The 13281-nt window shown below is 69.7% G+C and carries 13 protein-coding genes; 6 read left to right on the top strand and 7 right to left on the bottom strand.

All coding sequences use genetic code 11. From position 1 onward, the window contains the following. The first annotated feature begins 17 nt into the window (after positions 1-17). Positions 18-1250 carry an FAD-dependent monooxygenase gene (locus OHB24_RS04175; RefSeq protein ID WP_327637604.1) on the top strand — a complete coding sequence of 411 codons (1233 nt, stop codon included), beginning with the start codon at positions 18-20 and terminating at the stop codon, positions 1248-1250. Here the strand turns inward: OHB24_RS04175 and OHB24_RS04170 are convergent. The 5 genes from OHB24_RS04170 to OHB24_RS04150 form a co-directional block, all read right to left on the bottom strand. After that, the gene (locus tag OHB24_RS04170) at positions 1200-1790 is read right to left on the bottom strand and encodes a TIGR03086 family metal-binding protein (RefSeq protein ID WP_327637603.1); all 591 of its coding nucleotides are present in this window, start codon (positions 1788-1790) and stop codon (positions 1200-1202) included. The genes OHB24_RS04175 and OHB24_RS04170 overlap by 51 nt on opposite strands. 124 nt (positions 1791-1914) lie before the next feature. Next, positions 1915-2493, bottom strand: a complete 579-nt coding sequence (locus OHB24_RS04165) for an HhH-GPD-type base excision DNA repair protein (protein ID WP_327637602.1) — start codon at positions 2491-2493, stop codon at positions 1915-1917. A 22-nt stretch (positions 2494-2515) separates the two neighbouring features. Further along, positions 2516-4597: an iron ABC transporter permease gene (locus tag OHB24_RS04160; protein WP_327641013.1), complete on the bottom strand. Its 2082-nt coding sequence runs from the start codon at positions 4595-4597 to the stop codon at positions 2516-2518. Positions 4598-4602: 5 nt separating this feature from the next. Further along, positions 4603-5577: an iron-siderophore ABC transporter substrate-binding protein gene (locus OHB24_RS04155; RefSeq protein ID WP_327637601.1), complete on the bottom strand. Its 975-nt coding sequence runs from the start codon at positions 5575-5577 to the stop codon at positions 4603-4605. Positions 5578-5587: 10 nt separating this feature from the next. Further along, positions 5588-6403, bottom strand: a complete 816-nt coding sequence (locus OHB24_RS04150) for an ABC transporter ATP-binding protein (protein WP_327637600.1) — start codon at positions 6401-6403, stop codon at positions 5588-5590. A gap of 99 nt (positions 6404-6502) precedes the next feature. On the opposite strand from OHB24_RS04150, the gene OHB24_RS04145 reads away from it, so the two are divergent. After that, on the top strand, positions 6503-7417 hold the full coding sequence (locus OHB24_RS04145) for a GntR family transcriptional regulator (protein WP_327637599.1): 915 nt from the start codon (positions 6503-6505) through the stop codon (positions 7415-7417). Between the two features lie 27 nt (positions 7418-7444). Next, on the top strand, positions 7445-8320 hold the full coding sequence (locus OHB24_RS04140; protein ID WP_327637598.1) for a hypothetical protein: 876 nt from the start codon (positions 7445-7447) through the stop codon (positions 8318-8320). Between the two features lie 110 nt (positions 8321-8430). Here OHB24_RS04140 and OHB24_RS04135 read toward each other — a convergent pair whose 3' ends face one another. Further along, positions 8431-9390 carry an NAD-dependent epimerase/dehydratase family protein gene (locus OHB24_RS04135; RefSeq protein ID WP_327637597.1) on the bottom strand — a complete coding sequence of 320 codons (960 nt, stop codon included), beginning with the start codon at positions 9388-9390 and terminating at the stop codon, positions 8431-8433. A 43-nt stretch (positions 9391-9433) separates the two neighbouring features. On the opposite strand from OHB24_RS04135, the gene OHB24_RS04130 reads away from it, so the two are divergent. Further along, positions 9434-10108 (top strand): SDR family NAD(P)-dependent oxidoreductase, encoded by a 675-nt coding sequence (locus tag OHB24_RS04130; protein ID WP_327637596.1) that lies wholly within the window; start codon positions 9434-9436, stop codon positions 10106-10108. Between the two features lie 133 nt (positions 10109-10241). Beyond that, positions 10242-11708: an LCP family protein gene (locus OHB24_RS04125; RefSeq protein ID WP_327637595.1), complete on the top strand. Its 1467-nt coding sequence runs from the start codon at positions 10242-10244 to the stop codon at positions 11706-11708. An 86-nt stretch (positions 11709-11794) separates the two neighbouring features. Here the strand turns inward: OHB24_RS04125 and OHB24_RS04120 are convergent, their stop codons facing one another. Continuing rightward, entirely contained in the window at positions 11795-12370 is a 576-nt protein-coding gene (locus OHB24_RS04120; protein WP_327637594.1) for a TetR/AcrR family transcriptional regulator, read from the bottom strand. A gap of 88 nt (positions 12371-12458) precedes the next feature. Between OHB24_RS04120 and OHB24_RS04115 the strand changes: the two genes are divergently transcribed. Continuing rightward, the gene (locus tag OHB24_RS04115) at positions 12459-13271 is read left to right on the top strand and encodes an SDR family NAD(P)-dependent oxidoreductase (RefSeq protein WP_327637593.1); all 813 of its coding nucleotides are present in this window, start codon (positions 12459-12461) and stop codon (positions 13269-13271) included. The last annotated feature ends 10 nt before the right edge of the window (positions 13272-13281 follow it).

Raw genomic sequence — 13281 nt, 5'->3', positions numbered from 1 at the left:
TGGATGGGAGCTGGGATATGAAGACTGTGCTGATTTCCGGTGGTGGGATTGCGGGGCCGGCGCTGGCGTTCTGGTTGCGGCGGTTCGGGTTCGTGCCGACCGTGGTCGAGATCGCGTCCGCGCCGCGGCCGGGTGGGCAGACCGTGGACCTGCGCGGGGTGTCGCGGGTGGTCGCCGAGCGGATGGGGCTGATGCCGGCCGTCGCCGAGCGGCAGCTGCACGAACGCGGGCTCGCCTACGTGAAGGCCGACGGGCGGCAGGCCGCGGCGATGCCCGCGGAGCTGTTCGACGGGGCCGGGCCGGTCGCGGAGATCGAGATCCTGCGCGGCGATCTCGCCGGGATCCTCGCCGACGCGACGAGTGAGGTGGAGTACCTGTACGGCGACTCGGTCGCCGAACTGACGCAGGATCCGAGCGGCGTCGACGTGACGTTCGCGAGTGGGACGCGTCGGCGGTTCGATCTCGTGATCGGCGCGGACGGGGTGCACTCCCGGGTACGGCGGCTCGCGTTCGGGCCGGAGGAGGAGTTCGTGCACCACCTCGGCGGCTACACGTCGTACTTCACGATCGAGGCGCCGGAAGATCTGGGGCACTGGATGAAGCTCCACACCGCGCCAGGCGGACGCTGGGTCGGTCTGCGGCCGGATCGCGATCCGCGGTTCGTGAAGGCGCTGTTGAGCTTCCGGTCGCCGGTGCTCACCTACGACCGGCGTGATGTCGAGGCGCAGAAGCAGCTGGTGCGGTCGAGCTTCGAGGGTCTCGGCTGGCACACCAAGCACATCCTGAACGGGTTGGACGCGGCCGACGACTTCTACCTCGACAGCATCAGCCGGGTCGAGGTGCCGGAGTGGTCCCGCGGCCGGGTCGCGCTGGTCGGGGACGCCGGGTACTGCGGTTCACCGATGGCCGGCCACGGTACGGCGCTCTCACTCGTCGGCGCGTACGTGCTGGCGGGCGAGCTGGCCGCTGCGCAGGGCGATCACGTCCGTGCGTTCCCCGCGTACCAGGCCCGGATGCAGGCGTACGTCGAGCAGCGGATGGAGTTGCCGCCCGGCGGGATCAAGATGGCGATGCCGATGAGCGGGATCGGGATCGCCTACCGCGACTTCGTGCTGCGGGTGATGACGTCCCGGCTGCTGGCCGGCGTACTGGCGAAGTCTGCCGTGGCGAAGCCGGACGCGATCGAGCTGCCGGACTACTCAGTCGAGCGGGGACACCCACTCGGGGTTGCGGCCGAGGAGGCCGAGTAGCTGGTCGAGGTCGGGGGCCGTGCCGGAGACCTTCACGCTGCGTTCGAACGCGTAGCCGGAGCCGCGGTTCGCCTCGGTGTCGGGGATCCGGCGGGCCAGGGTGAGTGCCAGCTCGACCATGTCCGGCGGCGGGTTGTACGAGACGTCGATCGCGCGGGCCAGGTCCCAGGCGTGCACGACGCAGTCGAGCTGGTGGAAGGTCAGCGCGATCCGGCGCGGGAACGATCCGAACTCGCGGACCTCCACCAGCCGGTCCAGCGCGCCGCCGTCGGCGAACGCGTCCGCGACCCCCACGTTGGAGCGGCGGTAGGCGCCGGCCGGGTTGTCGCCGAGGCGACCGCCGGTCCAGACGTGGACGGAGGCGGAGCCGTTCAGCGCGGCCGCGGCGAGGCCCTCGTTCTGGCTGACCAGATGGCGCATCAGTCCCCGCACCGTCCAGTCGGGGCACGGGGTGGGAAACCACAGGTGCTCGGGCCGTACCTGCATCACGACTTCCCCGAGCACCGCGCCGGCCCTGCGATCCAGATCCCGGATATCCATCCGCGCTCCTCCCATCGCCCGTAGCAACCATAGGTCCGTACGGCGGACTTCGCAGGGAATCGCGTGAGTACAAGGGACATCCCGCACCCGGCCTGCAACAGACCGGACGCACCTGTCGCGGCGATTACGCCTTCGCGGCTGCCTTTGCGGCCTTCTTGAAGGAGCGGACCTCGCCGAGGGAGGCGGCGTCGGTGACGTCGGCGATGGAGCGGCGGGAGCCTCGGTCGCCGTAGCTGCCCGCGGCTTCGCGCCAGCCCTTCGGGGCCACGCCGCGCTGCTTGCCGAGCAGGGCCAGGAAGATCTTCGCCTTCTGCTCGCCGAATCCAGGCAGCGCCCGTAACCGCTTCAGCACCTCGGCGCCGTCCGGCTTCGGGCGGCCGGAGAGCCAGATGTTCGCGGTCTCACCGTCGTACTTCTCGATGATCTCCTGCGCGAGGGCGTGCACGCGGCGGGCCATCGAGCCGCCGTACCGGTGGATCGCCGGCGGGGTGACGGAGAGTTCGACGAACGTCTCCAGGTCGGTCGCGGCGATCTTGTGCAGGTCGAAACCGTCCATCCGGTTCGCGATCTTCAACGGACCCGAGAAGGCGTGCTCCATCGGGTACTGCTGGTCGAGGAGCATGCCGACCAGCAAGGCGAACGGGTCGTCGTTGAGCAACTTGTCGGCATCCGGATTGCCGGTGAGGTGCAATTCGCGCAGCATGCGCCCCATCCTGACATGGAGGTCAGCGCACGGGCACCCGTGTTCGCCAGAGTAGGTAGACGAAGTACGGCGCTCCGATGAGGGCGGTCAGGAGGCCGGCTGGGATTTGGGCGGGGGCCAGGACCGTGCGGCCGAGGCTGTCCGCGAGGCTGACCAGGATCGCGCCGAGGAGCGCGGCGACCGGGAGGATCCGGGCGTGGCGACCGCCGACCAGTGCGCGGGCGGCGTGCGGAGCGACGAGGCCGACGAAGCCGACCACGCCGATCGCGGACACGGCTGCTGCCGTCAGGAGCGCGGACGCTAGCAGTGCTAGCAAACGGGTCCGCTCGAGCCGTACGCCGAGGATGCGCGGTACGTCGTCGTCCAGCGCGAGCAGATCGAGCTCACGCCGTACGTGCACGATGAACGGCGTGAGTACTAGCAGTGCTAGCGCGACAGGGGCGACCTGCGGGAGCGTCCGGCCGTACGTGCTGCCGGAGAGCCAGGTCATCGCGAGACTCAGGTTCCACGGGTCGGTGGCGACGATCAGCAGCGTGATGATCGCAGTCGCGGCCGACGAGACGCCGACGCCGATCAGCACCAGCCGGTCGGAGCTGAGCCCGCCGCGCCAGGAGATCAGGTACACGAGTCCGAAGGTGATCACCGCAGCCGCCGCGGCGACCCCGGACAGCAGCCAGATGCTTGCTGACGGCAACAGGATGAGGGTGGCGATCGCGCCGACGCCGGCGCCGCCGGTGATCCCGAGGATGCCGGGTTCCGCGAGCGGGTTGCGGCACACGGCCTGCACCGTCGTACCGGCGATCGCGAGCGCGGCACCGCACAGTACGGCGGAGACGACGCGGGGGAAGCGCTGGTCGAGAACGTAGGTGATCGCCCGTCCGGAGCGGCCGTTGATCCAGTTCACGAGGTCGCCGGTGCGCAGGAACGCGTCGCCGGTGAGCATCGCGGTGAGTACGGCGGCGATCAGGAGAGCGACCAGGCCCGCGGCCACGAGTAGGAAGGTCCGGCGGCTGCGGAGTCCGCTGCCGGTGCCGGCGGGCGAGCGGCTCGGACCGGAGTCGCGATGCTTCCGGGCCAGCCAGATCAGGACGACCGCACCGACCACCATCGTCATGATGCCGGTCGGGATCTCCACGCCGGCTTGGCCGCCGAACGCGGCGCGCAGTACGACGTCCGACGCCAGTACGACGAGAACACCGGCGAGACCGGAGAGCGGGAGCAGGACGCGGTGCCGGAGCACACCGGGGACGAGCGGGGCGAGCAGCCGGATCAGGACCGGGGCGACCAGGCCGACGAAACCGACCGGTCCCGCGACCGTGACGGCTGCCGCGGAGAGCAGGACGGTGACGAGGGTGGTGAGCACGCGCGTCCGGCGTACGTTGACGCCGAGGACCGAGGCGGTGTCGTCGCCGAGCGTGAGGACGTCGAGGTTCGCGGCCAGGAGGAACGCTCCGACGATGCCGACGGCAACGACCGGGGCCATCTGGGTGACCGCGTGCAGGTCCGTCTGGACCAGGGTGCCGGCGCCCCAGGCGAAGGTGCCGACGGTCTCCTCGCGGAAGAGCAGCAGCATCAGCGTCGTCACTCCGCCCAGCGCCATCGCGACCGCCGATCCCGCCAGGATCAGCCGCGTCGGCCCGGTCGAGCCGCCGGCGGACAACGCCAGTACCAGGCCTGCGGCCGCGAGCCCGCCGACGAAAGCGATCCCACCAGCCGGCAGGACCGGCAACGACACCCCGAACGCCGCCACCACGACCACTGCCAGGTAGGCGCCGGCGTTGACCCCCAACGTGTCCGGCGAGGCGAGCGGGTTCCGGGCCAACGACTGCAGCCCGGCTCCCGCTACACCCAACGCCACACCGACGAGCACCCCGGCCAGCAACCGCGGCAGCCGCGAGGCCACCAGCACGTTCGCCGCGTTGTCGGTCCCTTGCCCGAACACCAGCCGCACCAGGTCGCTCGCGCCGACCGATGAGGTCCCCTGAGTCAGATGTACGGCGGCAAGTACGACGATGGCGACGCACGCGAGCACGAAGAGGCCCGCGACCCGGATCCTGCGTACCGGCTGCCGGAGGCTTTCGACCTCCGGCGCCGGCGTTGCCACCTGGGTCAAGAGGTGACTGCCTGGACTGCGGCATCGATGAACTGCTCGGTGGACTTCGGGCCGCCGAACATCCAGATGCCGTCCGGAAGGCGGTGGACCTGGCCCGACTTCACGAACGGGAGGTTCTTCCAGATCGCGTTGCCGGCCAGGTCGCCGTCGAACACGTCGCCGCCGTCGTTCTTGTTCGCGATGTAGAGGAAGGCGCCGTCGGGCAGCTTGGTCAGGCCCTCGAGGTCGGTCTGCGCGAGGCCGTAATCCTTGTCACCGGCGCCGGTCCAGCCGTTCTTCAGACCCAGTTCGGTGGTGACCGCGCCGAGCAGCGAGCCGGTCGTGTACATCCGGATCGAGATCGTGCTGCCCTGCTTGTACCCGTCCGCCATCGTGAAGCCGGTGCCCGCCTTGCCGGCGTCCGCGATCTTCTGCTTGCCGTCGGCAACCGCCTTGTCGAAGTCGGCGTTCAGCTGCTTGGCCTGCTCCGACTTCCCGACCGCCTGCCCGATCAGGTCCAGGTTGGTCTTCATCTGCGGGATCGCGTTCGCGGCGTCCGCGCCGCGGATCACGAGTACCGGCGTGGCCTTCTCGATCTGCGCGATCGTGTTCGCCGCCTCGTCGGTGGTGGTGATCACCAGATCGGGGTTGAGGGCAACGATCGCGTCGACGCTGGCCTCGCCGCGGGTCCCGACGTCCTTCACGGACGGGTCGAGCTTGGCCGCGGTGACCCAGTTCGTGTAGCCCTTGGTGTCCGCGACCCCGACCGGCATCACACCGAGCGACACCAGGTTCTCGGCCGCGCCCCACTCCAGTGCGACCACCTTGGTGGCCGGCGCTTTCAGGTCGAGCTTCTTGTTCCGGGCGTCGGTCAGCGACACCGGCTGCGCGGCGGCTTGGCTGGCGTCGTCCGACGCGGCGGGTTCACTCGTGCCGCAGGCCGTCAGGCCGAACAGGGCAGCAGCGATCAGGGCGATGGCGGTTCGTCTCATCAGGATGACCTCAGGTAGTTGTGACGCGGGTCAGGTGCTTGCCGATGGGGCGGGTGCTGACCAGCCCGGTGGCCGGATCGGTGCCGACCTCGATGGTGATGCCGTACGTCTCGGTGAGCGCGTCGGCCTGGAGTACCTCTTCCGGCGTTCCGGTCGCGCGTACTCGCCCCTGATCGAGCAGCGCGATCCGGTCCGCCACCGCGGCGGCCTGGTTCAGGTCGTGCAGTACGACGCCGACGGCGACCCCGTGCTCGTCGGCGAGTTCGCGCATCAGGTCGAGGATCTCGATCTGGTAGCGCAGGTCGAGGAACGTGGTCGGTTCGTCGAGCAGGAGTACGCCGGTGTTCTGCGCGAGACACGTGGCGAGCCAGACCCGCTGCAGTTCGCCGCCGGAGAGTTCGTCGACGCCGCGCTCGGCCATCGCCGTAACTCCGGTGACGCTCATGGCGTGCTCGATCGCCCGCGGACCGTCCGCGTCGTCGTTGCGCCAGCGGCTGCGGTACGGATGCCGCCCGTAGCCCACGACGTCGCGGACGCTGACGCCGTTCGGCGTCGGCCGGGACTGCGACAGCAACGTCACCTTGCGGGCGAACTCCTTCGCCGAAAGGTCGAGCGCGTTGCCGCCGCCGGGGAAGGTGATGCTCCCGGCGTCCGGGTGGTGCAGGCGGGCGAGGGCGCGCAACAGCGTCGACTTCCCGCTGCCGTTCGGTCCGACGAGCGCGGTCACGCTCGCGGCCTCGATGTGCAGCGAGGCGCCGTCGACCACCTGGCGGCCGTGATACCCGAGCCGCAGGTCGTCGCCTGTCAGCCCCACCGATTCCTGCATGGCGCTGAGGATAGCCTTACCTTAACTGACGTGTCAGCAGCGGGTCTCGATCTGAGATAGTGCGCGTACGATGTACGTGCACTAGTCGAGGGAGGGCACGTGAGGGGAGCGCCGTACCAGGTGATCGCGGCCGAGTTGCGGCGGCGGATCGAGGCCGGGGAGTTGCTGCCGGGGGACCGGGTTCCGTCGACGCGGGCGCTGGTCCGCGACTTCGGGGTGGCGATGGCGACCGCGACGAAGGCGTTGCAAGTGCTGCAGGCCGACCAGTTGGTGCATCCCGCGCCCGGGGTCGGGACAGTGGTGGGTCCGCCGCCGCGTTCCCGGCGTACGGCGGTTTCGCCTGATGGAGTGCCGGACCTCAATCGCGACGAGGTCGTGCGGATGGGGATCGCGATCGCGGACGCCGAGGGGCTGGCGGCGTTGTCGATGCGGCGGATCGCGGCCGAGCTCGGGGTGTCGACGATGGCGCTCTACCGGTACGTCGGCGGCAAGGACGCCCTGGTCGTGCAGATGGTGGACGCGGCGATCGGGGAGTTTCCGTTGGGGGAGATTCCGGCGTACTGGCGGGATGCGGTGACGGCGGTCGCGCGTGTGCACTGGGCGGTGTACCGGCGGCACCTTTGGCTGGCGAGTGCGATCAGTCTGAGCCGGCCGCAGCTGGTGCCGCGGCTGCTGCCGCACACGGACGCGGTGCTGCAGGCGTTGCGCGGGTTCGAACTGTTTCGATTGGACAAGAGCGCGGCGCTGTCGACGACGATCAGCCTGTTCGCGTACGTGCGGGGGATCGCGTTGGTGATGGAGTCCGAAGCGCAGGCCGAGCAGGACACCGGGGTCACCGCGGACGAATGGGTCACGCGGCAGAGCGACCAGTTGGCGGCGATGATCGCGGCCGGGAACCTGACAGCGTTTCAGGAGTTGCTGGCCGACGGCTTCGAGTACGAGTACGACCTGGACCAGTTGTTCGAATTCGGCCTCGGGGTCTTCCTCGACGGCCTCGCTGCCCGGCTACGCTGAGTGCTGACGACTTCTCCGGAGGTGGCGATGGAGCCTGTGTTCGCGCCGGGTGTGCCTGTTGGCGTGCGGCGGTTGTACGAGCACCGGCCGGAGTTGTTCGTGGCGCAGGACGCGCCGCGGCCGAAGCGGCAGACTTCGTGGTCGGTCGCGCCGGGCAACACGTTCGGGACGTTGCTGGTGTGGATCGCGGTCTGCGTCGGCGGGTGGATCCTGGCGCTGATCATCATGGCGGCGACGCTGCCGACCGCGGTGGCGGCGTGGGGCGCGGTCGCCCTCGCCGGAGTCGCCGCGCTCGCGACCGGCGGGATCCTGGTGAAGTCGGCGGTCGAGGACCGCGGGCACAAGTCGGTCCGGATCCAACACGGGAAGTACCTGCTGCCGGAGGACTTCGACGATCCTGCCGCGCGGTTGCTCAGACGGGCACAGCGGGCCGTGAAAACGGTGCTTGAGGCAACAGTTACCCGGCGTGGTCTGCTGGACGACGTACAGAACGAGCTGGTGCTGCCGGAGCAGTTGTGGGACATCGCGCAGGTGCTCCGCGAGCAGACCGTACTGCGGGCCAGGCAGCAGGACATCGCGCGCGGAATGGCGACCGCCGAGCTCGACGCCGTACTGGGACCGCAGCGTCGCGCCCTCGCGCTCTCGGTGGACGCGATCAAGCACAAGGTGGATCTGCTGGACCGGTACGCCGACCGGGTCCGCTCCGCCGACGCCGCTCTTCGCGCCGAGGCAGCGCTGGACGACGGCGACCGCTACATCGAGCTCCTCGCCCGCACGGAACCCGTCGGCGACACGTCCGTCGTGCAGGGCTTCACCGACGAGGCCAGTGCCCTGAAAGACACCCTCACCCGCTCCATCAACGCCGCCCGAGACGCCGGCCGCACACTCGCCCTACCCGAGTAACCCTTCCCCTTCCTGCATTTGCTGGGTCAACCAGCGAAATGAGGGGTTCTACACCCGGAACCACGGTGTAGAACCTCCGATTTGGTGGGTCAGCCAGGCAAATTGGTGGGTCAGCCAGGCAAATTGTGCGAGGTGAGGAGGGCGGCTTCGGCGTCGGGGGTGAGTCCGATGCCCAGGTCGGGCTCGCCGCGGTCCTTGTCCCAGCGGAGAACGTCTTCGATCGTTGTGCGCAGGGGAGTGACGGGCATGCCGGCTGCGCGGGCCTTGGCTGGGTTGCGGCGGCGTTCGCCCCACTCGGACTCGGGGTCCATGAGGGGGAAACGGCGCGGTACGGCGTCGAACGGGACGGGGACGATGTCGACGGTGCTGCCGGACAGTTCGGCCGCGGTCCGGATCAGTTCGGCGATGGTGGAGTCGGGGCCGATCGCGTTGTAGGCGCCGCCTCGGTCGTCCGCGACGAGTCGCGTGATCAGGCCGGCGACGTCGCGGGTGTCCACCAGTTGGAGCGGCGCCTCGGGCTTGGTCGGGAGCGCGACCCGTCCACCACGGGCACCGCGCCGGATCCAGTAGAGCGCCGTACCGGACGAGTCACCGGGCCCCGTGACCCGACCGGGGCGGACGAGCGTCGCGCGATCGCTGTACCGCTCGACGACGTCGTCCTCGCACGCGACCTTGCAGGGGCCGTACGTGTCGTTCGTGAGTACGTCGGCATCGCGCAGCGGCTCGCGGCGTGGCGCGGTCTCGTCGGTCCCGGCCGGCAGGTCCCGGACGTAGACCGCGTGGCTCGAGATGAACACGTACCGTCCGACGCGGTCCCCGAGTACGTCCATCGCCTGATCGACGTCCCGCGTCCGGAAGCCGCTCGTGTCGACGACCGCGTCCCACTCGCCGGTCCGCAGCGCCGAATAGTCGCCCGCCTCCCGATCCCCGATCAGCTGCGTCACGCCGGCGGGGAGCGGCGTACCACTCTTCCCGCGACTGAACGACGCCACCTCGTAGCCCTGTGCCAACGCGTCGTCCACGACCGCGCGCCCGACAAACCCGTTCCCACCCAGCATCAGAATCCGCACAACCGACCAACCTAGTCGCCATGATCCGATTAGGCTCCCGAACATGACGAACACGGTGGTGGTTGCCGGTGGCACCGGCGCGCTCGGGGTCGCGGTGACGGCCGAGTTCCTGCGGGCCGGCTGGCGGGTCGTCGTCCCCGGGCGGTCCGAGGAGTCCCTCGCCCGCCTCGGCGCCGATCCGGCGCTCAACCCGGTGGTCGCCGACCCCTTCGACCCGGCCGGTACGGCGGACGTCGTCGCGCTCGCGACCTCGGACGAGAACGCGCCGCTCACCGCCCTGGTCAACCTCGTCGGCGGTTTCGCGTCCGGTTCCCGGGTGCACGAGACGCCGATCGAGGACTTCGAGAACCAACTCCGGCTCAACCTGCGTCCGACGTACCTGATCACCCAAGGGGTCCTGCCCCATCTGCTCGCGGGCGGTGGTGGAGCGGTCGTTTGTACGTCGAGCGGCGCCGCGCTCCGCCCGTTCTCCGGGGCGGCCGGGTACATCACCGCGAAGGCCGGCGTGATCGCGTTCGCCGACGCGCTGCACGCGGAGTACGCGCGCGACGGCATCCGGGTGAACACCATCCTGCCCGGCACCATCGACACCCCGGCGAACCGCACCGCGATGCCGAACGCCGACACCAGCAAGTGGAGCCCGCCGGACCGGATCGCCGCCGTGGTCCGCACGCTCGTCGAGCTCGAAGGTTTCAACGGCGCTCATCTGACCGTTTGACAACCGATTGACCCTGTAACACGTCTGAGGAGGTAAGGGCGCGGGTACTTGACGCACACTTGCATCAGGGGACAACGGGGCGACAGGGGTGCCGATGGGGAGTGGACGCGCGACGGCGAGGCGGCCGCGGTCGATGCCGAAGTTGCTGGGGTTCACCCTGCTGGGTGCACTGATTCCAGGACTCGGGCTGATCGTCGGCGGGCGCCGGCGGCTCGGTGCGTTCGTGCTCACGCTGTTCCTCGGGCTGGTCGGGCTCGGGGTGTACGTCGGGCTCACCCGGCGCGACGAGGTCCTCGCGGCCGCCGTCGTACCGAGCCGGCTGCTGATGACGTCGGTGGTGATCGGCGCGGTCGCATTCTGCTGGATCGTGGTGATCGTGGCCTCGCACCGGTCGTTGCGCCCGGCAACGGGTGGCGCCGGCGGGCGGGCCTTCGGCGCGACGTTCGTCGGGCTGCTGTGTTTCGCGATCGCGGCGCCGGCGGCGATCGGCGTACAGAGTGTGCTGGCGCAGCGGTCGCTGGTGCAGGACGTGTTCCAGGCACAGGGTGAGAGCAAGAGCGCGACCCGGCCGTCGACGGTCAACGTCAAGGACCCGTGGGAGGACAAGCCGCGGCTCAACCTGCTGCTGCTCGGCGGGGACGACGCGCCGAGCCGCGAGGGCGTGCGCACCGACACGGTGATCGTCGCGAGCATCGACACCAAGACCGGGAACACGGCGCTGGTCTCACTGCCGCGGAACCTGACCTTCATGCCGTTCCCGGCGGACTCGCCGCTGCGCAAGTACTACCCGGACGGCTTCGGCAAGGAAGGGCTCAGCCTCGACGGACGGCTGGAGTGGATGCTGACCGCGATGTACCAGAACGTCCCGGACGCGCATCCCGGCATCCTCGGACCGTCCGACAACGAGGGCGCGGACGTGGTGAAACAGTCCGTCGGTGAGGCGATCGGCCTGAAGCTGGACTACTACCTGCAGGTCAACCTGCAGAGCTTCCCGGAGATCGTCGACGCGCTCGGCGGGGTCCGGGTGAACGTGAACGAGCGGGTCGCGATGGGCGGCGTCAGCAGCTCGCACATCCCGCCGAAGGAGTGGATCGAGCCGGGACCGAACCAGCACCTCGACGGGCGGCACGCGCTGTGGTTCGCCCGCGGGCGGTACGGCGCCGACGACGACCAGCGGCAGGTCCGGCAGCGATGCGTGATCAAGAGCATCGTCGACGCGGCGGATCCGCAGACGCTGGTCACGAAGTACAAGGCAATCGCTCGCGCCGGCCAGCACCTGCTGCGCACCGACATCCCGCAGGAGCTCCTGCCCGCGATGGTGCAGCTGGCGCTCAAGGTGAAGTCGGGGACGGTCTCGAACGTCACGCTCGACTCCGACAAGCTGCGCCTGAAGTACCTGCACCCCGACTACCAGGCCCTCCGCGACACCGTCGAGAACGCCCTCGAGTCAGCGCCCGCGCCGACGCCGACTCCCACCACGCCGACCACCCCCGGCACCACCCGCAAGCCCACGACCACAACCACCACGGCACCGCCGGGCCCGACCCAGAACCTCGCCGACGCCTGCGCGTACAACCCCGCCGGAGACCAGCCCAGCTAGTCGGCACGGACCGCCATGCATGCACAACCCGGCCGCGACGGGGTGTTTGCGCCCGAAAGGGTGGGTTCTGCCTGCGGGGCCGTCCGCTACTCCGTCGGGACGGGTCGACCGAACAACGCCTCGGCGACCGCGGCGAGGTGGGGGAGGATGTCCTCCTCGGTGGCCTTCGTGAGGGTGGGGGTGCCGACGGCGGTGCGGAGGATGCCGATGCCGAGGAGCCACGCGGCGAAGAGCTCGGTGCGGAGATTCTTGTCCTCGTTGCCGTCGGCGAGCTGGGACAGTACGTCGAGGTAGCCCTCGCAGACCTGTTGCCGGAGGCGGTCCTTGGTGTCCTCGTGACCCGACGAGCGGAGCATCGCGATCAGCGGATGCTCACCGGCGTACTCCGTCCAGTCCTCGAAGACCAACTGCCGCAACAGCTTCGCGGGTAGCTCCTCGACCGGCCCGTCCGGCAGCACGACGGGGGCGGACGAGCCCGCCATCGCCTCGGTGAACAACCCGGACTTGGACCCGAAGTACCGGAACACGAGCGCCGGGTCGACGCCCACGTCGCCGGCCACGTCCCGGACGCTCGTCCCGTCGTACCCGTCCCGGGCGAACCGAAGCCGCGAACACTCCAGCAGTCGGGCCCGGGTCGCCTCCCGATCCCGCTTGTGCGCCATCCGCCCTCCAAGTCATCGATCGTTGACATGGTACCCGGATGACCTCTACGGTCTAAGTCACCGATCGATGACTTAGGGGATGGCGCAGATGAAGAACGTCGTAGTAGCCGGCGGTACGACGGGAATGGGCCGGGAGATCGCGCTGCACTACCTGCGCCGCGGGGCCCGCGTGACCGTGGTCGGCAGTACGCCGGCGCGCGGGGAGGAGTTCCTGCGAGCAGCGGAACCGCTCGACGGTGAGGCTGCGTTCGTGCGCGCGGACCTGCTGTCGATCGCGGAGAACCAGCGGGTGATCAAGGAGGTGGCCGCGCGGCACGAGGCGCTCGACGCGCTGGTGCTCGCCGCGATGCTCCCGTTCGTGAAGCGCCGCGAGACACCCGACGGGCTCGAGGGCACGTTCATGCTCTATTACCTGAGCCGCTTCATGCTCAGCTACGGGCTGACGGACTTGCTCGAGCGCGGCGAGACGCCGATTATCACGAACCTCGGCGCCACCGGCATCACCAAGGGCGCGGTCAACTGGGACGACCTGCAGTTCACCAAGAAGTACAGCGTGGTGCAGGCGATCGTCAGCGGCGGCCGCGCGAACGATCTACTCGCGGTGCACTACCTCCAGAACCACCCGCACGGCCGGACGAAGTACCTCGGCGTGCAACCCCCGTACACGAAGAGCGGCACCAACCACCTCCCGCAACCGCTCCGGACCGTGGCCAAACTCCTCGCCACCCTCTTTGCCAAGCCCCCGTCCGAAAGTGTCCGTGACACGCTCGGGGTGATGGACGCACAGCCGGACGAGCGACTGATCCTGCGGGCGGTCGGCGAACCGGTCGACCCGGGGCTCGCGACCTTCGATCCGCAGAACGCGCGCAGGCTGTACGAGCTGACCAGGGAAATGATCTGAAGTCCGGGTG

It is taken from the genome of Kribbella sp. NBC_00482, from assembly GCF_036013725.1.
GTDB lineage: Bacteria > Actinomycetota > Actinomycetes > Propionibacteriales > Kribbellaceae > Kribbella.
This window is presented reverse-complemented; position numbering and strand designations above follow the sequence as displayed.